The 22,063-nt window shown below is 59.1% G+C and carries 20 protein-coding genes; 15 read left to right on the top strand and 5 right to left on the bottom strand.

Going from position 1 to position 22,063, the window contains the following annotated elements:
- Positions 1–3 precede the first annotated feature (3 nt).
- The 7 genes from lpxC to rodA are packed head-to-tail and all read left to right on the top strand — an operon-like array spanning position 4 to position 7,077.
- Positions 4–927 (top strand): UDP-3-O-acyl-N-acetylglucosamine deacetylase, encoded by a 924-nt coding sequence (gene lpxC, locus ACZ5VE_RS12275; protein ID WP_464455437.1) that lies wholly within the window; start codon positions 4–6, stop codon positions 925–927.
- Positions 927–1,514: a YqiA/YcfP family alpha/beta fold hydrolase gene (locus tag ACZ5VE_RS12270; protein WP_464455436.1), complete on the top strand. Its 588-nt coding sequence runs from the start codon at positions 927–929 to the stop codon at positions 1,512–1,514. Before lpxC ends, ACZ5VE_RS12270 begins: the two co-directional genes overlap by 1 nt.
- Positions 1,515–1,558: 44 nt before the next feature.
- On the top strand, positions 1,559–3,613 hold the full coding sequence (locus ACZ5VE_RS12265) for a ribonuclease catalytic domain-containing protein (RefSeq protein ID WP_464455435.1): 2,055 nt from the start codon (positions 1,559–1,561) through the stop codon (positions 3,611–3,613).
- A complete protein-coding gene (locus ACZ5VE_RS12260; protein ID WP_464455434.1) occupies positions 3,585–4,526 on the top strand; it encodes an energy transducer TonB in 942 nt (313 codons plus the stop codon). The genes ACZ5VE_RS12265 and ACZ5VE_RS12260 overlap by 29 nt, the downstream gene beginning before the upstream one ends.
- Positions 4,527–4,559: 33 nt before the next feature.
- The gene (mtgA, locus tag ACZ5VE_RS12255; RefSeq protein WP_464455433.1) at positions 4,560–5,294 is read left to right on the top strand and encodes a monofunctional biosynthetic peptidoglycan transglycosylase; all 735 of its coding nucleotides are present in this window, start codon (positions 4,560–4,562) and stop codon (positions 5,292–5,294) included.
- A 29-nt stretch (positions 5,295–5,323) separates the two neighbouring features.
- Entirely contained in the window at positions 5,324–5,872 is a 549-nt protein-coding gene (gene ruvC / locus ACZ5VE_RS12250) for a crossover junction endodeoxyribonuclease RuvC (protein WP_108312517.1), read from the top strand.
- A 50-nt stretch (positions 5,873–5,922) separates the two neighbouring features.
- Complete coding sequence (gene rodA, locus ACZ5VE_RS12245; RefSeq protein WP_464455432.1) at positions 5,923–7,077, top strand: rod shape-determining protein RodA; 1,155 nt, start codon at positions 5,923–5,925, stop codon at positions 7,075–7,077.
- A 46-nt stretch (positions 7,078–7,123) separates the two neighbouring features.
- On the opposite strand, the gene ACZ5VE_RS12240 is transcribed toward rodA, so the two are convergent.
- The gene (locus ACZ5VE_RS12240; protein WP_464455431.1) at positions 7,124–7,453 is read right to left on the bottom strand and encodes a c-type cytochrome; all 330 of its coding nucleotides are present in this window, start codon (positions 7,451–7,453) and stop codon (positions 7,124–7,126) included.
- A 208-nt stretch (positions 7,454–7,661) separates the two neighbouring features.
- Between ACZ5VE_RS12240 and tldD the strand changes: the two genes are divergently transcribed.
- A complete protein-coding gene (tldD, locus tag ACZ5VE_RS12235) occupies positions 7,662–9,122 on the top strand; it encodes a metalloprotease TldD (protein WP_464455430.1) in 1,461 nt (486 codons plus the stop codon).
- 237 nt (positions 9,123–9,359) lie between these two features.
- Entirely contained in the window at positions 9,360–10,481 is a 1,122-nt protein-coding gene (locus ACZ5VE_RS12230; protein WP_464455429.1) for a 3-deoxy-7-phosphoheptulonate synthase, read from the top strand.
- A gap of 211 nt (positions 10,482–10,692) precedes the next feature.
- Here the strand turns inward: ACZ5VE_RS12230 and mpl are convergent, their stop codons facing one another.
- The gene (gene mpl, locus ACZ5VE_RS12225; RefSeq protein ID WP_464455428.1) at positions 10,693–12,075 is read right to left on the bottom strand and encodes a UDP-N-acetylmuramate:L-alanyl-gamma-D-glutamyl-meso-diaminopimelate ligase; all 1,383 of its coding nucleotides are present in this window, start codon (positions 12,073–12,075) and stop codon (positions 10,693–10,695) included.
- Positions 12,076–12,135: 60 nt separating this feature from the next.
- Here mpl and ACZ5VE_RS12220 point away from each other — a divergent pair, with 60 nt between their 5' ends.
- From ACZ5VE_RS12220 to ACZ5VE_RS12195, 6 genes are all read left to right on the top strand, one after another.
- Complete coding sequence (locus ACZ5VE_RS12220) at positions 12,136–12,720, top strand: hypothetical protein (RefSeq protein ID WP_464455427.1); 585 nt, start codon at positions 12,136–12,138, stop codon at positions 12,718–12,720.
- Positions 12,721–12,734: 14 nt separating this feature from the next.
- Positions 12,735–13,277 carry a TlpA disulfide reductase family protein gene (locus tag ACZ5VE_RS12215; protein ID WP_464455426.1) on the top strand — a complete coding sequence of 181 codons (543 nt, stop codon included), beginning with the start codon at positions 12,735–12,737 and terminating at the stop codon, positions 13,275–13,277.
- Between the two features lie 161 nt (positions 13,278–13,438).
- Positions 13,439–13,891 (top strand): acetyl-CoA carboxylase biotin carboxyl carrier protein, encoded by a 453-nt coding sequence (gene accB, locus ACZ5VE_RS12210; protein WP_464455425.1) that lies wholly within the window; start codon positions 13,439–13,441, stop codon positions 13,889–13,891.
- A 15-nt stretch (positions 13,892–13,906) separates the two neighbouring features.
- Positions 13,907–15,256 (top strand): acetyl-CoA carboxylase biotin carboxylase subunit, encoded by a 1,350-nt coding sequence (gene accC, locus ACZ5VE_RS12205; RefSeq protein WP_464455424.1) that lies wholly within the window; start codon positions 13,907–13,909, stop codon positions 15,254–15,256.
- Positions 15,257–15,262: 6 nt separating this feature from the next.
- The gene (gene prmA / locus ACZ5VE_RS12200; protein ID WP_464455423.1) at positions 15,263–16,159 is read left to right on the top strand and encodes a 50S ribosomal protein L11 methyltransferase; all 897 of its coding nucleotides are present in this window, start codon (positions 15,263–15,265) and stop codon (positions 16,157–16,159) included.
- A gap of 39 nt (positions 16,160–16,198) precedes the next feature.
- Positions 16,199–17,062, top strand: a complete 864-nt coding sequence (locus ACZ5VE_RS12195; RefSeq protein WP_464455422.1) for a zinc-ribbon and DUF3426 domain-containing protein — start codon at positions 16,199–16,201, stop codon at positions 17,060–17,062.
- 101 nt (positions 17,063–17,163) lie between these two features.
- On the opposite strand, the gene ACZ5VE_RS12190 is transcribed toward ACZ5VE_RS12195, so the two are convergent.
- From ACZ5VE_RS12190 to ACZ5VE_RS12180, 3 genes are all read right to left on the bottom strand, one after another.
- Positions 17,164–17,715: a histone H1-like repetitive region-containing protein gene (locus ACZ5VE_RS12190; protein WP_108312514.1), complete on the bottom strand. Its 552-nt coding sequence runs from the start codon at positions 17,713–17,715 to the stop codon at positions 17,164–17,166.
- A 192-nt stretch (positions 17,716–17,907) separates the two neighbouring features.
- Positions 17,908–19,035 (bottom strand): ribonucleotide-diphosphate reductase subunit beta, encoded by a 1,128-nt coding sequence (locus tag ACZ5VE_RS12185; RefSeq protein ID WP_464455421.1) that lies wholly within the window; start codon positions 19,033–19,035, stop codon positions 17,908–17,910.
- 141 nt (positions 19,036–19,176) lie between these two features.
- Complete coding sequence (locus tag ACZ5VE_RS12180) at positions 19,177–22,062, bottom strand: ribonucleoside-diphosphate reductase subunit alpha (RefSeq protein WP_464457499.1); 2,886 nt, start codon at positions 22,060–22,062, stop codon at positions 19,177–19,179.
- Between the last annotated feature and the right edge of the window lies 1 nt (position 22,063).

Genomic DNA, 22,063 nt, shown 5'->3' with positions numbered 1-22,063 from the left:
CGCATGCTCGCTCAACGCACCCTCAAAACCTTGACCAAAGCCGTCGGCGTGGGTTTGCACAGCGGCCAGCGTGTTGAGCTGACCCTGCGCCCCGCTGCCCCAGACACGGGCATTGTGTTTCGCCGGATCGACCTGCCAGAGCCGGTCGACATTCCGGTGACTGCCGAAGCGGTGACCGACACCCGGCTGGCTTCCACGATCTCCGCAGGGCAGGCCAAAGTCCTGACGGTGGAGCACTTGATGTCGGCCTGTGCCGGTTTGGGCATCGACAACCTGTATGTGGACATCACCGCCGAAGAGGTGCCCATTCTTGATGGGTCGGCTTCGTCTTTCGTGTTCTTGCTGCAAAGCGCGGGCGTGGTGGAGCAGCAGGTGCCCAAGCGTTTTATCCGTGTGCTCAAGCCTGTGGAGGTGTCCGAAGGCGTGGGCGAGAACATCAAGTGGGCTCGGCTTGATCCGTACCACGGCTACAAGCTGAGCTTCGAGATCGATTTTCGGCACCCTGCCGTGGATTCGACCGGGCAGCAAGTCGTGTTTGACATGTCCGAAGGCGTGTACGCCCGTGACATTGCCCGCGCCCGGACCTTTGGCTTCACCAAAGACGTGGAAATGCTGCGCGCCAACGGCCTGGCTTTGGGCGGTGGCCTGGACAATGCCATCGTGATGGACGACTACCGCGTGCTCAACTCAGACGGCTTGCGCTATGACGACGAGTTCGTCAAGCACAAGATCCTCGACGCCATGGGCGATTTGTACATTTTGGGCAAACCGCTGTTGGCCGCATACAGCGCGTTTCGTTCGGGCCATGCCATGAACAACCAGCTCTTGCGGGCCTTGCTGGCGCAGCCTGATGCCTATGAAGTGGTCACTTTTGACCAAGCGGCCGAGGCCCCTCGTGGCTTCGCGGCACTTCAGCCCGCCTGGTGATGCCAAGCACCACCCACCTGCTGTATTTGCACGGCTTTCGGTCTTCGCCGAACTCGGCTAAGGCCCGAAAAATGGCCGACATCGTGCAAAACCAGCACCCCGGCGTGACATGGTGGTGTCCGCAACTGCCCGTGTCTCCCCAACAGGCCATCGAGATGTTGTTGCAAGGCGTGTCGACTTGGCCCAGCGATCGGATGGCCATCGTCGGGTCTTCTTTGGGGGGCTTTTATGCGGCTTGGCTGGCCCAGCAGCTCGATTGCCCGGCGGTTTTGCTCAACCCGGCCGTGTACCCCGCTCGTGATTTGGCGGGCTACATCGGCGAGCACCCTGCATGGCATGACCCTGTTCAAAAAGTCTTTTTTGAGGCCGCGTATGTGCAAGAGCTGGCCGAACTGGAGGCCCAACCGCCAAGCACCCAAGCCCGAATCCTGGCGGTGATCGCCAAGGGCGATGAGGTGCTGGACTGGCGTGAAATGCTGGCCCGGCACGAGGCGGGGCGGGTGCGCTTGGTCGAGGGCAGTGACCACGCGCTGAGTGATTTCGACGAATACCTGCCCGAAATCCTTGAATTTCTTCGCTTGGCCTGAGTCCTGGCGCCCGTCTAGGCGGTGCCGCATGGGAAAATCAGCCCATGTACGCATTATTTGAAGAAGCCGGCAAATTCATGGCCGGACGGATCCTGTCCGAAGCCGAAGCCTCCGCCCAAGTGGAGCTTGATTCGGGCAAACGGGTCAAAGTCAAGGCAGCGCAAATGCTGCTCAAATTTGAGAAACCAGCCCCCGCCAACTTGCTGAACGAAGCGGCGGCCTTGAGCCAAAGCATCGAGTTGGAGCTGGCCTACGAATTCGCATCGGACGAAGAATTCGGCTTTGCCGATTTGGCCAAAGACTATTTCAGCGAAGGCGCCAGCACCGTGCAACAGGTGGCGGCTTTGCTGCGCTTGCACGAAGCCCCGCATTATTTCCGCCGAGGCGGCAAAGGCCGCTACCGCAAAGCGCCTGCCGAAATCGTGCAACAGGCCTTGCTTGCGATCGAGAAAAAGAAGCAGCTTCAGGCGCAGATCGAGGCCTGGTCGGCCGAATTGGTGGCGGGCGTGTGCCCTGCGCCGATCCGCGAACAGCTGTACAAAATTCTGTTCCGCCCTGACAAAAATACCCCCGAGTACAAAGCCGTGGTCGAGGCCAGCAAAGCCAGCCAGACAGCGCCTTTGGACCTGCTGCAAAACGCCGGGGCCATCGCTTCGGCCTGGGACTTCCATTGGCAGCGGTTCTTGTTTGACTTGTTTCCCAAAGGAACGGGTTTTCCGGCTTTGCAAGCCCCGGCCATCCAGGATGAATTGCCTCTGGCCCCGGTGCAGGCCTTCTCGATCGACGATTCACACACCACCGAGATCGACGATGCGCTGTCCTTGCAGGGTTTGGGTACTGGCACCGTCACGGTGGGCATCCACATTGCGGCCCCTGGCTTGGCCTTGACGCCGGGCAGCGCTATTGACCAGTTGGGTCGTCAGCGTTTGTCCACGGTGTACATGCCGGGCTACAAGATCACCATGCTCCCCGACGACGTGGTGCAGGCCTATACCCTGATTGAGGGGCGTGACTGCCCGGCGGTGTCTTTGTATGTGACGTTCAGCGAAGACACCCTGGAAGTGCAAAGCACCGAAACCAAGCTGGAGCGGGTGCCGATCTTGGTCAACCTGCGCCATGACCAGCTGGACGATCGCATCACCCGCGAATGGCTCGAGGGTGAGGACCAGAGCGACCACGCCGATGTGCCGGTGAGCCGTGCCACGCTCGGGTTTTTCTGGCGCTTGGCGCAAACCCTCAAAGCGCGGCGCGAGGTGGTGCGTGGCAAGCCCGAAAGCTTCAACCGGCCGGACTACAGCTTCAAGCTGGACCGCCCCAGCAACGACGTGCCGCCCACGGGCGAAGAGACGGTGTTGATCGGCACACGCAAGCGCGGTGCACCACTGGACTTGATGGTGGCCGAGGCCATGATTTTGGCCAACAGCACTTGGGGCCAGTGGATGGCCAGCTTTGGTGTGCCCGGTATTTACCGCAGCCAGGCCAGCATGGCGCCGGGCGTCAAGGTGCGCATGGGCACCAAGGCGCTGCCGCATGCGGGCATTGGCGTGCCCAGTTATGCCTGGAGCACATCGCCCTTGCGCCGCTACACCGACCTGGTCAACCAGTGGCAAATCATCGCGTGTGCCAAGCATGGTGCGACCGCTGCCTTGGCTGCGCCTTTCAAGCCCAAAGATGCCGAGTTGTTCTCCATCATCAGTGGCTTTGACGCTGCCTACAGCGCCTACAACAGCGTGCAGTCCAGCATGGAGCGCTATTGGACGCTGCGCCATGTGCAGCAGCAAAGCATCGAAGAGCTGGACGCCAGTTTGGTCAAGGAGATGGGCGGCGGCATCTGGCTGGTGCGTGCCGACAGTTTGCCTTTGATGTTCAGCGTCATGGGCGCACAGGGTCTGCTGCGCGGGGCGCGCGTGCGCGTCAAACTGGGCGAGGTCGATTTGATGGCGCTGGACGTGCATGGCACCGTGACCGCGCATCTGGATGCCCCGGTGGCGGCGGCTGACCAAGAAGCCGACGAGGCAGAAGAAGACGAAGCGCTCGCGGCCGGGCCGCTCACGATTGCCGTCGACTTGAATGACAGCACGCAAAGCGATGGTTCTTGAAGGCGATCAGCCTTCTTTGGCGGGCTTTTTCCCCCGCCTGAACCAGTCGTTCAGGCGTCGCACCTTGGTGTGGGCTTTGGCGTTTTCTGCGGCCCTGCATGCCGCCTTGATCGGCTGGCGTTGGGCCGATCCCGAAAGCTTCAACCGTGTGTTTGAGGACACCTTGCTGGAGGTGATCCTGGTGAACGCCCGCAGTGACGCAGCGCCTGATCGCGCTGAGGCATTGGCCCAAGTCCGACTGTCCGGGGGCGGTGACACCCTGCAGGCGCAACGCGCCAGTTCGCCCTTGCCGCCTGCAGCGCACCACGAGTCTGGCACCGACATCAGCGCCATGCAGCAGCAGATCGAAGCACTCAAGCTGCAACAAACGCGTTTGCTGACCCAGCTCCAGCAGGAGCTGTCGGCCTTGGCCCAGGACAATGAAGGTGACAAAGCCTACGCACCCGATCGCCAAGCCCTGCAAGAGCGCCAGCAGCAGCTGACACGACAATTGGCGCAGATCGAGCAGCGGGTGCAAAAAAACCAGGGCGCCCCCCGAAAACGCTACATCAGCCCAGCCACGCGAGAAGCCGTCTACGCCTTGTATTACGACAAATTGAGGCGAACCATCGAGACACGGGGCACGCTCAATTTCCCCCAAGTGGGTGGGCAAAAACTCTATGGCCAGCTCACCATGGTGATCACGGTTGATGGCCGAGGCCGCCTCGTTCAGACCGAGGTGGCCAAGCCCTCTGGCCAGCCTTTGCTGGACCAGCGGGCCGTGGCGATTGTGCGCAGTGCCGCGCCTTTTGACGCGTTCAGCGCTAACATGCGGCGGCAAGCCGATCAGATGGTGGTGGTCACCCGTTTTCAGTTTTCCAAGGATGGCACCCTGGAAACGCGCATGTTGGCCGCAGAGCCCCAGCGGCCCTGACCCTGCTTCAGATCATTCGGACAAAGGATACAGATGCGCGCTTTCGGTCGTTGGTGTTTGCTGGTGGTGCTGGCCCTGTTGGGTTTGCAGCTGTTTTTTGCTTTGCGCATCGCCAGCATGGCCGTGGTGGCGCCCCAATCCACCAGTTTTGAGCGTTCGCAGATCTGGCAGATCGTGACCCGGCAAGGGCAACTGCCTTGGCGGCAAGAGTGGGTGGCGCGCCAAAACATCTCCCCCAGCTTGCAGCGGGCGGTCATTGCGTCAGAAGACGGCGCGTTCATCCAGCACAGCGGTATTTGGTGGGAGTCGCTGGAGAAAGCCTGGGAGAAAAACGCCAAGGCCAAAGCCGTGGCTGAGCAGCGCGCCCAGCGCCGGCCGGATGCCAAGACGCCCCACGTCAAGATTGTGGGCGGGTCCACCATCACCCAGCAACTGGCCAAAAATCTCTTTTTGTCGGGTGAACGCACTTTGTTGCGCAAGGGCCAGGAAATGCTGATCACTGTGACGCTGGAGGCCTTGTTGTCCAAACAGCGCATTCTGGAGATTTACCTCAACAGCGTGGAGTGGGGTGAGGGTGTTTTTGGTGCTGAAGCGGCTGCGCAGCATTACTTCAGAAAAAGTGCCGCCCGCCTGAACGACTGGGAAGCCGCTCGCCTGGCCGTCATGTTGCCGCGCCCCCGGTATTTTGAGCAGCGTGCGCAATCGGCCTATCTGGCCAGCCGCGCCGAAACCATCATGGCCCGCATGGGCGACGTGGTGTTGCCATGAGCTCATTGACCACCCCCGCGCCGCAAACCTTGCGCATTTTGGGCATTGACCCGGGCCTGCAGACCACGGGTTTTGGGGTTTTGGACATGACCGGTTCACGTTTGCAATACGTGGCCAGCGGGGTGATCGAGACCACCCGCGAAGAAATGGGCAATTTGCCCGCCCGACTGAAGGTGATTTACGACGGTATCCGCGAAATCAATGCCCGTTACCAGCCCGATGTGGCCTCGGTCGAAATCGTGTTTGTCAACATCAACCCGCAAGCGACCTTGCTCTTGGGCCAGGCCCGGGGCTGTTGCGTCACCGCGCTGGTGTCTTGCGATTTGCCTGTGGCCGAGTACACCGCTTTGCAGATGAAGCAGTCGGTCACCGGGCATGGCCGTGCCGCGAAGTCGCAGGTTCAGGAAATGGTCAAACGCTTGCTGCAGCTGCCCGTGGTGCCTCGCCAGGATGCGGCCGATGCTTTGGGCATGGCCATCACCCACGCGCACGCCAGTCCCTCCATGAACAAGCTGGCTGCCCAAGGCGCGCTCAACCGCAAAACCCACGGCATGTTCCGCAGCGGACGAAGCCACTGACGGCAACGCTGGCCCCCATTTTCAAAATTCAGCCTGAGATAATCCGCACCATGGGTTCAGTCATTCAAAAGCCGACGCTGTTGCAGCGCGTGAGGTATCTGCTCAAGGGGTTTGACGGCCCCTTGGCGTTTGCCGTGTTCATGCTCGCCTGCGCGGGTTTGCTGATCATGTTTTCGGCTGGCCATGACCACGGCACCCGGTTTGTGGACCACGGCCGCAACATGCTGCTGGCTGGCGCCATCATGTTTGTGGTGGCCCAGGTGCCACCACAAAAACTCATGGCCTGGGCCGTACCGGTTTACACCCTCGGGGTGCTGCTGCTGATTGCCGTGGCGCTTTTTGGCATCACCAAAAAAGGGGCTCGGCGCTGGGTCAATTTGGGCGTGGTGATCCAGCCCAGCGAAATCCTGAAGATCGCCTTGCCTCTGATGCTGGCGGCCTGGTTTCAAAAACGCGAAGGCCAGCTGAGACCTTCTGATTTCGCGGTGGCCTTGCTCATTTTGGGTGTTCCGGTTGGCTTGATCATGAAGCAGCCTGATTTGGGAACCTCATTGCTGGTGCTGGCTGCGGGCCTGGCGGTGATCTTTTTTGCCGGGCTTAAATGGCGCTGGATTTTGCCGCCTGTGGTGCTGGGCCTTGTCGGGGTGGTGGTGCTGGTCATCATGGAGCCCACGTTGTGTGCCGACGATGTGGATTGGCGCGTCCTGCACGAATACCAACGGCAGCGCATTTGCACCTTGCTGGACCCGGCTCGTGACCCCTTGGGTAAAGGCTTTCACATCATTCAGGGCATGATCGCCATCGGCTCGGGCGGGTTCTTGGGCAAAGGCTTCATGCAAGGCACGCAAACCCACCTGGAGTTCATTCCCGAACGCACCACCGACTTCATTTTTGCCGCGTATGGCGAAGAGTTTGGGTTTGTCGGCGGCTTGTACCTGATTTTCTGGTTTTTCTTTCTGGTCTACCGTGCCCTGGTCATCGCGGCCCAGGCCCCCACCTTGTTCAGCCGTTTGCTGGCGGGCAGCATGGCCATGATTTTCTTCACTTACGCCTTTGTGAACATGGGCATGGTCAGCGGCATCTTGCCCGTGGTGGGCGTGCCTCTGCCCTTCATCAGCTACGGTGGCACGGCCATGGTCACCTTGGGTCTGGCGCTGGGCATTCTCATGTCGATAGCCAAAGCCAAACAGCTGGTGCAAACATGACATCTGCCGCTTGAGTGGCGGCGCCGGCCCAATTAGGGGGCCGGTTTTACTGGACCATGATCCAAACGAAGATCTTTTTGGCCTCTTCCTCGCTGACCATGGGGCGCTCCCAGGCATCCGGCATGTTGGTGGTGGAACTCCAATGCTGACCACCGCCTTCACGGGTGCCATTGCGGATGGTGGAGATCAACATTTTCTCAGCCACCGGATTGCCATTCCATCGGAAGGCAATGCGTTTGAATGAGGGGCCGATGAAGTTCTTGTCAACCGCGTGGCATTGCAGGCACTGCTTTTCCTGCACAAGTTGGAGATCGGCGAAAGCCGTGGTGCTGGCGCACAGTGCGACGATGAGACTGAAGAACGGGATTTTGGTCATGAGAATCTCCTGGGGTGGTGAAAGCCAAGTCAAACTTAGCAAGCGCCTCTTGCGGTCGTCTGTGTGCTGCCTCTCGCTTTCGGCGTCTATTTAAAGGTTCATGGGCTGACTTGATCGGTCGCGGTGGTGCCGATGCTGTCGGCTTACCCTGTCGCTGTGCCAAAGAACACACCGGCAAGGGGCTTGATCAGTCCCTACAATGGCTCCCATGATTTCACGCGAACCCACCATCGAACGTCTGGCCACCGCCCGCTCCCTCTTGCTGGAGCCTTTTGGACTGGATGAAACCCACCTGACCCAAGCGCTGAACGCCATCAAGGCCCATGCGGTCGATGACGCCGACCTGTATTTCCAGTACACCCGTTCTGAAGGCTGGAGCCTCGAAGAGGGCATCGTCAAGACCGGCAGTTTCAGCATCGACCAGGGCGTGGGCGTGCGGGCCGTGTCGGGCGAAAAAACTGCGTTCGCCTACTCGGACGACATCTCGCAAGCCTCCTTGATGGACGCGGCCATGACGGTGCGCTCGATTGCTTCGGTCGCGCAAAACAAGCGCATCAAGGTGCCTGCGCGCAAGATTTCGGCCAGCCGTTCGCTCTACCCCTCGCTGGACCCGATGTCCACGCTCGACAGCACGGCCAAGGTCAATCTGCTGGGGCAGGTCGAAAAAATCGCCCGCGCCAAGGACCCCCGCGTGGTGCAGGTCATGGCGGGCCTGGCCACCGAATACGACGTGGTGCTGGTGGCCCGCGCCGACGGCACGCTGGCGGCCGATGTGCGCCCCTTGATCCGCCTGTCGGTCACGGTGATCGCCGAGCAAAACGGCCGCCGTGAAGTGGGCAGCAGTGGCGGCGGTGGCCGCTTTGGGCTGGCTTATTTTGACGACGCCATGGTCGAGAGCTATGTGCAGGAAGCCGTGTCGGCCGCGCTCATCAACCTGGATGCACGCCCTGCGCCTGCGGGCGAGATGACGGTGGTGCTGGGCAACGGCTGGCCCGGTGTGCTGCTGCACGAGGCCGTGGGCCATGGCCTGGAAGGCGACTTCAACCGCAAGGGTTCGAGCGCCTTCAGTGGCCGCATCGGCCAGCGCGTGGCCGCCAAGGGTGTGACGGTGCTCGATGACGGCACCATCGCTGACCGCCGGGGCTCGCTGAACGTGGACGACGAAGGCCACGCCAGCCAGAAGAATGTGCTGATCGAAGACGGCATTTTGCGCGGCTACATCCAGGATGCGATGAATGCCCGCCTGATGGGCGTCAAGCCCACGGGCAATGGCCGCCGCGAAAGCTACGCCCATGTGCCCATGCCGCGCATGACCAACACCTACATGCTGGGTGGCGACAAGAGCCCCGAAGAAATCGTGGCCAGCATCAAAAAGGGCCTGTACGCCACCAACTTCGCGGGTGGCCAGGTGGACATCACCAGCGGCAAGTTCGTGTTCTCGGCCAGCCAGGCTTACTGGGTGGAAAACGGCAAGATCCAATACCCTGTGAAGGGCGCGACGCTGATTGGCAGCGGCCCCGAGTCGCTCAAGAAGATCAGCATGATCGGCAACGACATGAAGCTCGACTCTGGTGTGGGCACCTGCGGCAAGGAAGGCCAGAGCGTGCCGGTGGGCGTGGGCCAGCCGACCTTGCGCATCGACGGCTTGACGGTTGGGGGCACGGCCTGAACTTGAAGCCTTCGGGTTTGTCCCCGGATCGCCCTGTCAGGAACTGTCATCCAACTGTGCTACATTGAATCCATGTCTTCGCGCATCGCTGCTTTTTACTTTTTTTATTTTTGGTTCTCAGTCCCCGGCGGACGAGAGGCGAGCGCATAAGCACCCGAACATCTCGACACACACCGCCGGAGCCCCAAAGCCCGGCGGTTTTTTTTCACCTGTCTTTTTTCAATTGAGGAGTCCACGATGAACGCCAAAACCACCGCCCCAGACGCTTGGTATCCGAATGCTGTTGACCGTACCGGCCAGACCGACGACGAACGCATCAAGGACATCACCGTGCTCCCTCCGCCAGAACACCTGATCCGGTTCTTCCCGATCGCCGGCACGGCGACGGAAAGCCTGATCGCTAACACCCGCAAAGCCATCCAGAACATCGTGCATGGCAAGGACGACCGCCTGCTGGTCATCATCGGCCCTTGCTCCATCCATGACCCGGCCGCAGCGCTGGACTACGCCCGCCGCTTGAAGCCCCTGCGCGAAAAGTACGCCGACACGCTGGAGATCGTGATGCGCGTGTACTTCGAAAAACCGCGCACCACCGTGGGCTGGAAGGGCCTGATCAACGACCCCTACCTCGACGAGAGCTACCGCATCGACGAAGGCCTGCGCATCGCACGCCAGTTGCTGATCGAGATCAACCGCCAGGGCCTGCCCGCAGGCAGTGAGTTCCTCGACGTGATCTCGCCCCAGTACATTGGTGATCTGATCAGCTGGGGCGCCATCGGTGCCCGCACCACCGAAAGCCAGGTGCACCGCGAGCTGGCTTCGGGCCTGTCGGCGCCCATCGGCTTCAAGAACGGCACCGACGGCAACATCAAGATCGCGACCGACGCGATCCAGGCGGCAGCCCGTGGTCACCACTTCTTGTCGGTGCACAAAAATGGCCAAGTCGCCATCGTGCAGACCCAGGGCAATCAGGATTGCCACGTGATCTTGCGCGGCGGCAAAGCCCCCAACTACGACGCAGACAGCGTGGCCGCCGCCTGCAAGGAACTCGAAGCCGCTAAGCTGCCCGCCACCTTGATGGTGGATTGCAGCCACGCCAACAGCAGCAAAAAGCACGAGCGTCAGATCGATGTGGCTAAGGACATCGCGGCGCAGATCAGCGGTGGCTCGCGCCAGGTGTTCGGTGTCATGGTCGAAAGCCACATCGTGGACGGTGCCCAGAAGTTCACCCCCGGCAAGGACGACGTGACGAAGCTGACTTACGGCCAGAGCATCACCGACGCCTGCATCGGCTGGGATGACAGCGTGGGCGTGCTGCAGGTGCTGTCGGACGCGGTGAAGGCGCGTCGGGCGGGTTGATATTCAGGCTCCGCATTTGAACCTCTTGTGGGAGGCCGCCCCTGCGGCCGAATGCGGGCATCGCCTGAACGCATGGATTCGCGAGCAGGGGCGCGCTCCCACGAAACACCTGACGCTGCATCTTTGTGGGAGGCCGCCCCTGCGGCCGAATGCTTGAACTGGCTCAGGCCAATGTTCGCGAGCAGATGCTCGCTCCCAGATAAAGACAGTGTCAGCGCCTTGCCAGCGCTTCCAGCAATTTGGCGTGAATCCCGCCAAAGCCGCCGTTGCTCATGCACAGCAGGTGGTCGCCGGGTTGTACTTGCGCCAGCACTTGGGCAATCACTTCGTCTATGTTGGCACCCACTTGCGCTCGAGTGCCCATGGTCTTGAGTGCTGCAACAGCATCCCAGTCCAGACCGCCCGAGTGGCAAAACGCCAGATCGGCTTCTTCGAGGCTCCAGGGCAGCTGGGCTTTCATGGTGCCGAGCTTCATGGTGTTGCTGCGGGGCTCGAAGATGGCCAGGATGCGGGCATCACCCACCTGGCGGCGCAGGCCGTTGACGGTGGTGCGGATGGCGGTGGGGTGGTGGGCAAAGTCGTCGTAGACGGTGATGCCCCCCTCTTCAAATGGGACGGTGCCGCGCACTTCCATCCGGCGCTTGACGTTTTCAAATGTGGCCAAGGCTTGCGCCGCCACAGCCGGGCTCACGCCCACATGCTCGGCTGCGGCTAGGGTGGCCAGCGCGTTGAGCTGGTTGTGCACGCCGCCAATCGCCCATTGCACCTCGGCCACCGGTTTTCCGGCTTGCAGCACCTTGAAGCTGGCAGGCTCGCCTTCGGCTACAAAGTCGCTCACGGTCGAGCCGAAGCTGCGCACTTCGCTCCAGCAGCCTTGCGCCAACACGCGGGTCAGGCTTTCTTCGAGGCCGTTGACCACCACCCGGCCCGAGCCAGGCACGGTGCGCACCAGGTGATGAAACTGGCGCTCGATGGCGGCCAGGTCGTCAAAAATGTCAGCGTGGTCGAATTCGAGGTTGTTCAGGATGGCCGTGCGCGGACGGTAGTGCACAAATTTGCTGCGCTTGTCGAAGAAGGCGGTGTCGTATTCGTCGGCTTCGATCACGAAATACTTCCCCCCGCCAAGCCGCGCTGAAACGCCAAAATTCAGCGGCACACCACCGACCAGAAAGCCGGGCTGCAAACCGGCCTGCTCCATCACCCAGGTGAGCATGGAGGTGGTGGTGGTTTTGCCGTGGGTGCCCGCCACCGCCAGCACATGTTTGCCTTGCAACACATGCTCGGCCAGCCATTGCGGGCCGCTGGTGTAGGGGACACCGGCTTCCAGAATCGCTTCCATCAGCGGAAATTTGGGGCTGCCGTCGGCCAAGCGGGCGCGGCTGACGACGTTGCCGATCACGTACATGTCGGGCTTGAGGGTCATCTGTTCGGCACCAAAGCCTTCGATCAGGTCAATGCCCAGCGCCCGCAGCTGGTCGCTCATGGGAGGATAAACACCGGCATCGCAGCCGGTGACCCGATGACCGGCTTCTCGCGCCAGTGCCGCCAAACCACCCATGAAGGTGCCACAAATGCCCAGAATATGAATATGCATGGGGGGATTTTAGGTGGCGCAGGCACGTGTCAAGCATCTGCCCGGGCACAATCGACACCCATGAACGATGTTGCCCTCGAAATTGCTGCGACAGCGGCCCGATTGGTGGTGGAAGAAGGGTTGGCTTTTGGGCCAGCCAAGCACCGTGCGCTGAAAGAGTTGGGTTTGCCCGCCCGCACCGCTTTGCCGACCAACGACGTGGTCGAGTCAGAGGTGCGTGATTACATTGCCCTGTTTTGCAGCGACACCCAACCTGGCGAGTTGCAGGCCTTGCGTGAATTGGCGCAGGTCTGGATGCAGCGGCTGGCCGAATTTCGCCCGCACCTAGGCGGCGCGGTCTGGCAGGGCTGGGCCACACGCCTGTGCGACATTGACCTGGCCTTGTTTTGTGACGATCCCAAATCGGCCGAGATCGCCTTGATCAACCAAAACCAGCGTTACGAAGTCCAGACTGTGCGGGGCTTGCACGGTGATGATGTGGATGTGCTGAGTTTGCACAGCTTTTGCGCACCGTTGAACGAAGATGTGGGTGTGCACCTGCGCATTTACGATCTGGACGATTTGCGCGGGGCCTTGCTGCCCGATGCGCAAGGCCGCTCGCCCCGAGGGGATTTGGCCGCTTTGGAGCGCCTGTTGGCGGCATGAAAGACAATCTGGACATGGAACATCAAAGCTCTGGTGCCTCACGGCGCAACGTGATTTTGGGTGCTGGCGCAGCGGCTGCCGTGGCTGGCATGGGCTTGGCTTTGTGGCGTTTTGAGCCCAAAGCGGTTGTCGATGCGAGCCGACACCCGGTCTGGTCAGAACAGTTCGAAACCCCTTCGGGTGAGGGATTGCACATGTCGGCCTTCCATGGCAAACCTTTGCTGCTGAACTTTTGGGCCACCTGGTGCCCTCCGTGTGTCGATGAATTGCCGATGATTGATGCTTTTTGGCGTGAACATGCCATCAATGGTCACCAAGTGCTTGCTTTGGCCATTGACCAACCCAGCGCGGTGCGGCGTTTTCTGGGCCGTCAACCCCTTGGTTTTCCGGTCGGTATGGCGGGGTTGGCGGGCACAGAGTTGGCCAAATCTCTGGGCAATGCAGCAGGTGGTTTGCCATTTACTGTATTTTTCAAAGCAGATGGCAGTATTTGGCGACAAAAGATGGGTCAATTGAGTCGGGATGATTTGGTTCAATGGCATGTTGCGGCTGTTTGAGTTGGCCGAAAGCTTCATTGTTTCTGTTTTTGACAAGTGAATTGACCAAATTGCGCTGAATTTCGGCTTCTATCGTCTTGAATAGCTGCAGTTTCGGGGTGTTTTACTGAAAATTGGTGTAAATTCGATCCATTACATGTGCTCAACGCGATGGAGGATCTATGGATTTGCGCAAACTCAAAACACTGATTGATCTGGTGTCTGATTCGAATGTTTCTGAACTGGAAATCACCGAGGCAGAAGGCAAGGTTCGCATTGTCAAAAGCATGGGCGTTGCTGCGCCAATGGTCATGCAGCAGGCGGCTCCCGTCGCCATGGTCAGCGCACCCGTGGCCGCTCCTGCGGTCGCAGAAGCACCAGCAGCCCCTGTCGCGCCTGCTGGTCATGCCGTCAAATCACCGATGGTGGGCACGTTTTACCGCTCGTCCAGTCCAGGCGCTGCGCCTTTCGTGCAGATCGGCTCTGTGGTGAAGGAGGGTGACACCCTGTGCATCATCGAAGCCATGAAGATCCTCAACGAGATCGAGTCCGACAAGTCTGGCACCGTCACGCAGATCCTGTGTGAAAACGGCCAGGCGGTGGAATACGGTCAGCCTTTGTTCATCGTCGAATAAGCAAACGGGGATTTCATGTTCAAGAAAATCCTGGTGGCCAACCGCGGTGAGATCGCTTTGCGAATCCAGCGCGCATGCCGAGAGTTGGGTGTCAAAGCGGTCATGGTGTACTCCGAGGCCGACAAAGACGCGAAATACGTGAAGTTGGCCGAAGAAGCGGTGTGCATTGGCCCCGCGGCTTCTCCGCTCAGCTACCTCAATATGCCGGCCATCATTTCGGCAGCTGAGGTGACCGATGCCGAGGCGATTCACCCTGGCTACGGTTTTTTGAGTGAAAACGCCGACTTTGCCGAGCGCGTCGAGAAAAGCGGTTTCCAGTTCATTGGTCCTACGCCCGACTCCATTCGCATCATGGGTGACAAGGTGTCGGCCAAGCAGGCCATGATCCGCGCGGGCGTGCCCTGCGTCCCCGGCTCTGAGGGCGAATTGCCCGACGACCCGGTCCAGATTCGCCGCATTGCCAAATCGGTGGGTTATCCCGTGATCATCAAGGCTGCAGGTGGTGGCGGCGGCCGCGGCATGCGCGTGGTGCACACCGAAGCAGCCCTGATCAATGCGGTGCAGATGACCAAGGCCGAAGCGGGTGCTGCGTTCGGCAATCCGGCGGTCTACATGGAAAAATTCCTGCAGAACCCGCGTCACATCGAAATCCAGATCCTGGCCGACAAGCATAAGAATGCGGTCTATCTGGGTGAGCGCGATTGCTCCATGCAGCGCCGTCACCAAAAAGTGATCGAAGAAGCGCCAGCACCAGGCATTCCCCGCAAACTGATTGAGAAAATCGGTGAGCGTTGTGTCGCCGCTTGCAAGAAGATCAATTACCGTGGCGCCGGAACTTTCGAGTTTTTGTACGAAAACGGCGAGTTTTATTTCATTGAAATGAACACCCGCGTGCAGGTCGAGCACCCCGTGACCGAATGGGTGACGGGTGTGGACATCGTGAAGACGCAGATCATGGTCGCTGCGGGCGAGAAACTGCCATTCACGCAAAGACAAATCGAAATTCGTGGTCATGCCATCGAATGCCGCATCAACGCCGAAGACCCGTTCAAGTTCACCCCCTCGCCTGGTCGTGTGACGTCTTGGCACATGCCTGGTGGGCCGGGTGTGCGGGTGGACTCACATGTTTACAACAACTACTTCGTGCCGCCGAACTACGACTCGATGATTGGCAAGCTGATTGTTCACGGCGATACCCGCGAGCAGGCCTTGGTCCGTATGCAGACAGCCCTGAATGAGACGGTGATCGAAGGCATCAACACCAACGTCCCGCTGCACCGCGAGCTGATGGTGGACGCCAAGTTCATGCAAGGCGGCACCAACATCCATTATCTGGAACACTGGCTGAGCCAGCACAAACGCTGAGACCGTATGTTTGAACTGAGCTTGCTGTGCCCCGAAGACCGGGTTGATGTCCTGAGCGATGCGCTCGATGCCTTGGATGCCTTGAGTGTGTCGGTCGAAGACGCCGATGCCCAGACCCCTGCAGAGCAGGCCTTGTTTGGCGAGCCCGGCATGCCGCCTCCCAAAGACGGCTGGCAGCGTTCGCGCATGGTGGCTTTGTTTGCGCAAGAAGCCCAGGCGCAAGAGGCGCTTGCGCTGTTGTCTGCGCAGGACTTTTTTGAGGGCTGTCGTATTTTGGGTGTTCAGGCTGTGGCAGATCAAGACTGGGTTCGTTTGACCCAATCGCAGTTTGCACCGGTAGAAATTACCCCTGATTTCTGGATCGTCCCAACTTGGCATGAGCCACCAGCACAGGCCAAGCAGATCATCCGGCTCGATCCCGGTTTGGCTTTCGGTACGGGCACGCACTCGACCACCCGCATGTGCCTGCGCTGGATTGCCCAGCACGGCGTACAGGGTCAACGCGTGCTGGATTACGGTTGCGGCTCGGGCATTTTGGCCATCGGTGCGGCCAAGTACGGCGCATCATCCATTGATGCGGTGGACATTGACGATGCGGCGGTCACGTCGACCGAACTGAACGCCGAGGCCAACCATGTCCAGTTGCTGGCGGGCTTGCCTGACAAGGCCAAGGGTCAATACCAGACGGTGCTGGCCAATATTTTGGCGACACCGCTCAAAGTGCTCGCCCCATTGCTGTGCTCTTATGTGGCATCTGGCGGCTCATTGGTGCTTGCCGGCATTCTGGAGCGGCAAGCCGATGAACTCAAGGCCGCTTATGCCCCCTGGACTCAGTTGGAAGTCGCTGACAGCGAAGATGGCTGGATCCTGATGACTGCCCAATCTGCCGCTGCCTTGCCTTGACCTGCAGGCAAAGGCGCTGACCATGACCCTTGCCACCGCATGACCCGGATTGTCCGCTGCCCTGAATGCGCCACGATCTACACGCTGGTGCCTGACCAGCTCAAGATTGCCCAAGGTTGGTTGCGCTGCGGACAATGCCAGCATGCCTTTGACAGCACGGGTTTGGTGGTGGCATGGCCGGTCCTGATCGAACGTGAGACAGCTGATTCTGTTGGCAGTGCTGAGCGGCTGGTCATTGATGAATTGCTCAAGCAAGAAGACCGATCCGAGCCTTCGGTTCAGCCTGATACGGCCGTGTCCGCATTTGAAGAAGCGCTTGCGACCTTCAAGCCTGAGCCTTTGACGCCCCTGCACAACGAATCGATGCTGGGTGGCCTTGGCGAAAAAGTGCATCCCCAGCCAGACGCAGGTCACCCTGAGCAGAACGCGCCCACAGCCTTGAAGCGATCTTACTGGTTGCCCAAGTTGAGCGTGCTGGCCTTGTTGTTGGCACTTGCGTTTCAATGGTTTTGGATCGAGCGCCATGCGTTGGTCGCAGCCGAACCCGGCGTCGCAAAAATTTGGCAGGCCGTTTGCCGCACATGGGGCTGTGCAATTTCTCCGCTGCAGGTGCGCGATGGCATCGTGATTGAGAACTCCAGCTTGACGCCGCGTGAAGAGGGGGGCTTTTTTCTCCGTTGGTCTTGGCGCAATGCCACATCGCAAACGCTGCAGACACCTGCTTTGGAGTTGACGCTTTTGAACGCGCAAGACAAAGCTTTGGTGCGTCGTGTGGTGCCTGTTGCCGAGTTGGGTGCGCCGGTGTCATTGGCCGCCGGGCAAACGTGGGATGGTCAATTGCACCTCATGCCTGAAGATGGGCTTATGCCATCGGGCTACCGGTTGCTCAGTTTTTACCCTTGACCCGTCACGGGTACCCTCGCACGCCCTGCAGATCGCCCACAAAAAAGCCCAACACCGTTGCCGGTGTCGGGCTTTAGCGCTACTTGCGTCTAACTTTTGAATCAGGGCTTGGCGGCCGAAGGAAACGGCCATGCAGCTTGTGGATTCAGTGTTGTCTGTGCAGCGGGGGCAGCGGGTGCTTTAGATGCCTTCTTTGCAGCAGGTTTTTTAGCAGCCTTTTTCACAGCCGGCTTTTTGGCGGCTGGCTTTTTAGCAGCAGTTTTCTTGGCGGCTGCTTTTTTAGCTGGAGCGGCTTTTTTGGCTGCTGGCTTTTTGGCTGCGGCTTTTTTAGCTGCTGGCTTTTTAGCGGCAACAGCTTTTTTGGCTGGAGCTGCTTTTTTAGCTGCTGGCTTCTTTGCTGCTACTTTTTTGGCAGCTGGCTTCTTAGCGGCAACAGCTTTTTTGGCTGGAGCTGCTTTTTTAGCTGCTGGCTTCTTCGCTGCTACTTTTTTGGCAGCTGGCTTTTTGGCCGCGACGGCTTTCTTAGCTGGAGCTGCTTTTTTAGCGGCGGGTTTCTTGGCTGCGGCTACTTTTTTAGCAGCAGGTTTCTTGGCCACAGCGGCCTTCTTTGCGGGAGCAGCTTTTTTTGCCGCTACTTTTTTTGCAGTTGCCATGATTTTCTCCTTGATCAAGTTGAGAACTCAACGGAAAGGGAACGCTTGGTGCTTGTTGGATTGCACAAAGCGATCCATGGTGCTGAGGAAACCCCCAACACCATGAACGCGGGAAAGCCACAGCGCCCAACACCCGAAGGCGTTGCGAACTGTGGCTTGAAAAGGGGTTGCATTGAAGGGGTGTTCAGAAGATCAGTCCCAGGACAAAGCCCCACCGGATTGGTATTCGATGACCCGGGTTTCAAAGAAGTTGCGTTCTTTTTTCAGGTCAATCATCTCGCTCATCCAGGGAAATGGATTTTCCTCGTTCGGGAACAAGGCTTCCAGGCCGATCTGAGTGGCACGGCGGTTGGCGATGTAGCGCAAATAGCCTTTGAACATGGATGCGTTCATGCCCAGCACGCCGCGCGGCATGGTGTCTTCGGCATAACGGTATTCGAGCTCGACCGCTTTGAGGAACAGCTCCTTGATTTCGGCCTTGAATTCGGCGGTCCACAGCTGTGGATTTTCAAGCTTGACGGTGTTGATCAGGTCGATGCCGAAGTTGCAATGCATCGATTCGTCGCGCAGGATGTACTGGTACTGCTCGGCAGCACCGGTCATCTTGTTTTGACGACCCAGTGCCAGAATTTGCGTGAAGCCCACATAGAAGAAGAGGCCTTCCATCAGGCAGGCGAAGACGATCAACGACTTGAGCAGCGTTTGGTCGGTTTGCAGCGTGCCAGTGTGGAAGTTCGGGTCCATGATCACATTGATGAACGGGATCAGGAACTCGTCCTTGTCGCGGATGGACTGGACTTCGTTGTAGGCGTTGAAGATTTCCGACTCATCCAGACCCAGCGATTCCACAATGTATTGGTAAGCGTGGGTGTGGATGGCTTCTTCGAAGGCCTGACGCAACAAGAACTGACGGCACTCAGGGGCCGTGATGTGGCGGTAGGTGCCCAGCACGATGTTGTTGGCAGCCAACGAGTCAGCGGTGACGAAAAAGCCGAGATTGCGCTTGACGATGCGGCGCTCGTCTTCGGTCAGACCGTTGGGGTCTTTCCACAAGGCGATGTCGCGGTTCATGTTCACTTCCTGCGGCATCCAATGGTTGGCGCAGGTGGCCAGGTATTTTTCCCAAGCCCATTTGTATTTGAAGGGGACCAGTTGGTTGACGTCGGTCTGGCCGTTGATGATGCGTTTGTCTGCCGCATTCATGCGGCGTGGGCTGGCTGTTGGGGATGCGGCGGCAGACGCTGTCGTTGCATCAGCGCCGGGAAAAGAGGGCATCGCAGGCTGCGGTGCGGATTTGACTTGATCGTCCCAGGACAACATAAAAAATTCCAGTTCTCAAATTATGAAAGCAAGCGCGCGAAATTCAAAGAAGCGATGCACTTTTTCGATCTGCGCAACCGTGAAGTGTTGTTCAATTGCATCGCACTTGGCTTATCACAGCCAAGTGCAATGTTTTTCAAATCACTGGCAAGCTTCACAACCTTGGTCGTCGATCGCGGAAAACTTGACGTCAGTTGCCGGCATCGCATTCATTGGCGCTTGTGCAGGCACTGCCGCCGCCTCCATTGCACCCATGCTTGAAGATGGCGCACCCGATGAAGAGACTGCGTTGTGTGAGCCTGCTTGCACCGTTGATTTTTCCACTTGCGTGGCGCTGGATGTGCGCAGGTAGTAAGTGGTTTTGAGACCACGCAACCAAGCCAGTTTGTACGTGTCATCGAGCTTCTTGCCTGACGCACCCGCCATGTAGATGTTGAGCGACTGCGCTTGATCAATCCATTTCTGACGGCGTGCAGCGGCTTCGACCAGCCAGGTGGTTTCGACTTCAAATGCAGTTGCGTAAAGTGCCTTCACTTCTTGGGGCACGCGATCGATCGGGCGCAGCGAGCCGTCGAAGTGCTTCAGGTCCATGACCATCACGTCATCCCACAGACCCAGGCGCTTCAGGTCACGCACCAAGTAGCCGTTGATCACGGTGAACTCGCCGGACAAGTTGGACTTGACCGACAGGTTGCCAAAGCAAGGCTCAATCGAAGCGTCCACGCCAATGATGTTTGAGATGGTGGCCGTGGGGGCAATGGCCACACAGTTGGAGTTGCGCATGCCGTCAGCTGCGATCTTGTTGCGCAGCGTGTCCCAATCCAGCGTGGATGAGCGGTCGACTTCGACATAACCACCGCGTTCGCGCTCCAGCAGGTTGAGTGTGTCCAGAGGCAAGATGCCTTGGTCCCACAGCGAGCCTTTGTAGGTGGCGTATTGGCCGCGTTCTTTGGCCAGTTCGGTCGATGCCCAATAGGCGTAGTAGCAAATCGCTTCCATCGACTGGTCAGCAAATTCCACAGCCGCTTGTGAGGCGTAGGGGATGCGCATTTCGTACAGCGAATCCTGGAAGCCCATCAAGCCCAGACCGACGGGTCGGTGGCGCATGTTGGAATCGCGGGCCTTTTTGACGGCGTAGTAGTTGATGTCGATTACGTTGTCCAGCATGCGCATGGCGATCGTGATGGTTTTCTTCAGCTTGTCGTGGTCAATGACTTTGCCGGTGGCGCTGTCTTTGAGGTGGCGCGACAGGTTGACCGAGCCCAGGTTACAAACGGCGGTTTCGGTGTCGCTGGTGTTGAGCGTGATCTCGGTGCACAGGTTGGACGAGTGCACCACACCGACGTGCTGCTGAGGCGAGCGGACATTGCATGGGTCTTTGAAGGTGATCCATGGGTGACCGGTTTCAAACAGCATCGAGAGCATCTTGCGCCACAGGTCGGTGGCAGGAATGGTCTTGCTGGGTTTGATTTCACCGCGTTCGGCTTTTTGTTCGTAGGCCACATAGGCTTTTTCGAAGGCCAGACCGAACAGGTCGTGCAGGTCGGGCACATCGGATGGCGAGAACAAGGTCCAGCTGCCTTTTTCCATGACCCGGCGCATGAACAGGTCGGGAATCCAGTTCGCGGTGTTCATGTCGTGCGTGCGGCGGCGGTCGTCGCCCGTGTTCTTACGCAGTTCCAGGAATTCTTCGATGTCCAAGTGCCAGGTTTCTAGGTAGGTGCAGACCGCGCCCTTGCGCTTGCCGCCCTGGTTCACGGCCACAGCCGTGTCGTTGACCACCTTGAGGAAAGGCACCACGCCTTGCGATTCGCCGTTGGTGCCCTTGATGTGCGAGCCCATGGCGCGCACACGGGTCCAGTCGTTGCCCAGGCCGCCCGCAAATTTGGACAGCAAGGCGTTTTCCTTGATCGACTCATAAATGCCGTCCAGGTCGTCGGGCACGGTGGTCAGGTAGCAGCTGGACAGCTGCGAACGCAATGTGCCGCTGTTGAACAGCGTGGGCGTGGAGGACATGAAGTCAAACGAAGACAGGATCTCGTAGAACTCGATGGCGCGGGCTTCGCGGTTGATTTCGTTGAGCGACAGGCCCATGGCCACGCGCATGAAGAAGGCTTGCGGCATCTCGATGCGTTGCTTGCGCACGTGCAGGAAATAGCGGTCATACAGGGTTTGCAAACCGAGGTAGTCAAACTGAAGATCGCGTTCGGGCTTGAGTGCCGAGGCCAGCTTTTGCAGATCGAACTGCAGCAGTTTTTCGTCGAGCAGGTCGTTGTCCACGCCCTTTTTGATGAATTGCGGGAAGTAGTTGATGTACTCCGCAGCCATCTGGTCCTGTGTCACTTCTTTGCCCAGAATTTCTTTGGCAATGGTGTGCATCAACAGGCGGGCAGTCACATAGGTGTAGTCCGGATCCTTCTCGATCAAGGTGCGCGAAGCCAGGATGGACGCTTTGTAAACCTCTTCCATGGGCACGCCGTCATACAGGTTGCGCATGGTCTCGGCCACGATGGGTTCCGGACTGACGTCTTTGCCAAGGCCTGCACAGGCATTGACCATCAATGATTTCAGGTAGTCCAGATCCAAGGCGATGCGCTGGCCGCCATCGATCACATGCAGACGAGGCTCAGAAGAAGCTGCGGGGGCAGCTTGCTGTTGCTGTTGGGCGCGTTCTTGGGTGCGACGCTCGCGGTACAGCACATAAGCACGTGCGACTTCGTGGTTGCTGCTGCGCATCAAGCCCAATTCAACCTGGTCTTGCACGTCTTCAATGTGGAAGGTGCCACCGCCGGGACGTGAGCGAACCAGCGCGCGGACCACGTTTTGGGTGAGTTCTTCGACCACTTCGCGAACGCTGGCAGACGCTGCGCCTTGTGTGCCATGCACAGCCAAAAAGGCTTTCATCAAGGCCACCGCGATCTTGTTGGGCTCAAAAGAGACAACAGCGCCATTGCGGCGAATGATCTGGTAGTGCGCGAGCGCCTGCAAGGCTGGCGTGCTGCCGTGAGCTGCTTCTGGCTGGCGCATC

Source organism: Limnohabitans sp. INBF003 (genome assembly GCF_055396645.1).
The sequence above is the reverse complement of the archived record's forward strand: the minus strand, read 5'-3'. Positions and strand labels throughout refer to the sequence as shown.

Excerpts from the sequence above, each read along its gene's own strand:
- ACZ5VE_RS12270 (WP_464455436.1), top strand. The coding sequence starts at position 927 with ATGCCAAGCACCACCCACCTGCTGTATTTGCACGGCTTTCGGTCTTCG.
- ACZ5VE_RS12190 (WP_108312514.1), bottom strand. The coding sequence starts at position 17,715 with ATGGCAACTGCAAAAAAAGTAGCGGCAAAAAAAGCTGCTCCCGCAAAG.
- accB (WP_464455425.1), top strand. The coding sequence starts at position 13,439 with ATGGATTTGCGCAAACTCAAAACACTGATTGATCTGGTGTCTGATTCG.
- ACZ5VE_RS12180 (WP_464457499.1), bottom strand. The coding sequence starts at position 22,062 with ATGCGCCAGCCAGAAGCAGCTCACGGCAGCACGCCAGCCTTGCAGGCG.
- rodA (WP_464455432.1), top strand. The coding sequence starts at position 5,923 with ATGGGTTCAGTCATTCAAAAGCCGACGCTGTTGCAGCGCGTGAGGTAT.
- prmA (WP_464455423.1), top strand. The coding sequence starts at position 15,263 with ATGTTTGAACTGAGCTTGCTGTGCCCCGAAGACCGGGTTGATGTCCTG.
- mpl (WP_464455428.1), bottom strand. The coding sequence starts at position 12,075 with ATGCATATTCATATTCTGGGCATTTGTGGCACCTTCATGGGTGGTTTG.
- ACZ5VE_RS12195 (WP_464455422.1), top strand. The coding sequence starts at position 16,199 with ATGACCCGGATTGTCCGCTGCCCTGAATGCGCCACGATCTACACGCTG.
- ACZ5VE_RS12265 (WP_464455435.1), top strand. The coding sequence starts at position 1,559 with ATGTACGCATTATTTGAAGAAGCCGGCAAATTCATGGCCGGACGGATC.
- ACZ5VE_RS12260 (WP_464455434.1), top strand. The coding sequence starts at position 3,585 with ATGACAGCACGCAAAGCGATGGTTCTTGAAGGCGATCAGCCTTCTTTG.
- ACZ5VE_RS12240 (WP_464455431.1), bottom strand. The coding sequence starts at position 7,453 with ATGACCAAAATCCCGTTCTTCAGTCTCATCGTCGCACTGTGCGCCAGC.
- mtgA (WP_464455433.1), top strand. The coding sequence starts at position 4,560 with ATGCGCGCTTTCGGTCGTTGGTGTTTGCTGGTGGTGCTGGCCCTGTTG.
- ACZ5VE_RS12220 (WP_464455427.1), top strand. The coding sequence starts at position 12,136 with ATGAACGATGTTGCCCTCGAAATTGCTGCGACAGCGGCCCGATTGGTG.
- ACZ5VE_RS12185 (WP_464455421.1), bottom strand. The coding sequence starts at position 19,035 with ATGTTGTCCTGGGACGATCAAGTCAAATCCGCACCGCAGCCTGCGATG.
- accC (WP_464455424.1), top strand. The coding sequence starts at position 13,907 with ATGTTCAAGAAAATCCTGGTGGCCAACCGCGGTGAGATCGCTTTGCGA.
- tldD (WP_464455430.1), top strand. The coding sequence starts at position 7,662 with ATGATTTCACGCGAACCCACCATCGAACGTCTGGCCACCGCCCGCTCC.
- ACZ5VE_RS12215 (WP_464455426.1), top strand. The coding sequence starts at position 12,735 with ATGGAACATCAAAGCTCTGGTGCCTCACGGCGCAACGTGATTTTGGGT.
- ACZ5VE_RS12230 (WP_464455429.1), top strand. The coding sequence starts at position 9,360 with ATGAACGCCAAAACCACCGCCCCAGACGCTTGGTATCCGAATGCTGTT.
- lpxC (WP_464455437.1), top strand. The coding sequence starts at position 4 with ATGCTCGCTCAACGCACCCTCAAAACCTTGACCAAAGCCGTCGGCGTG.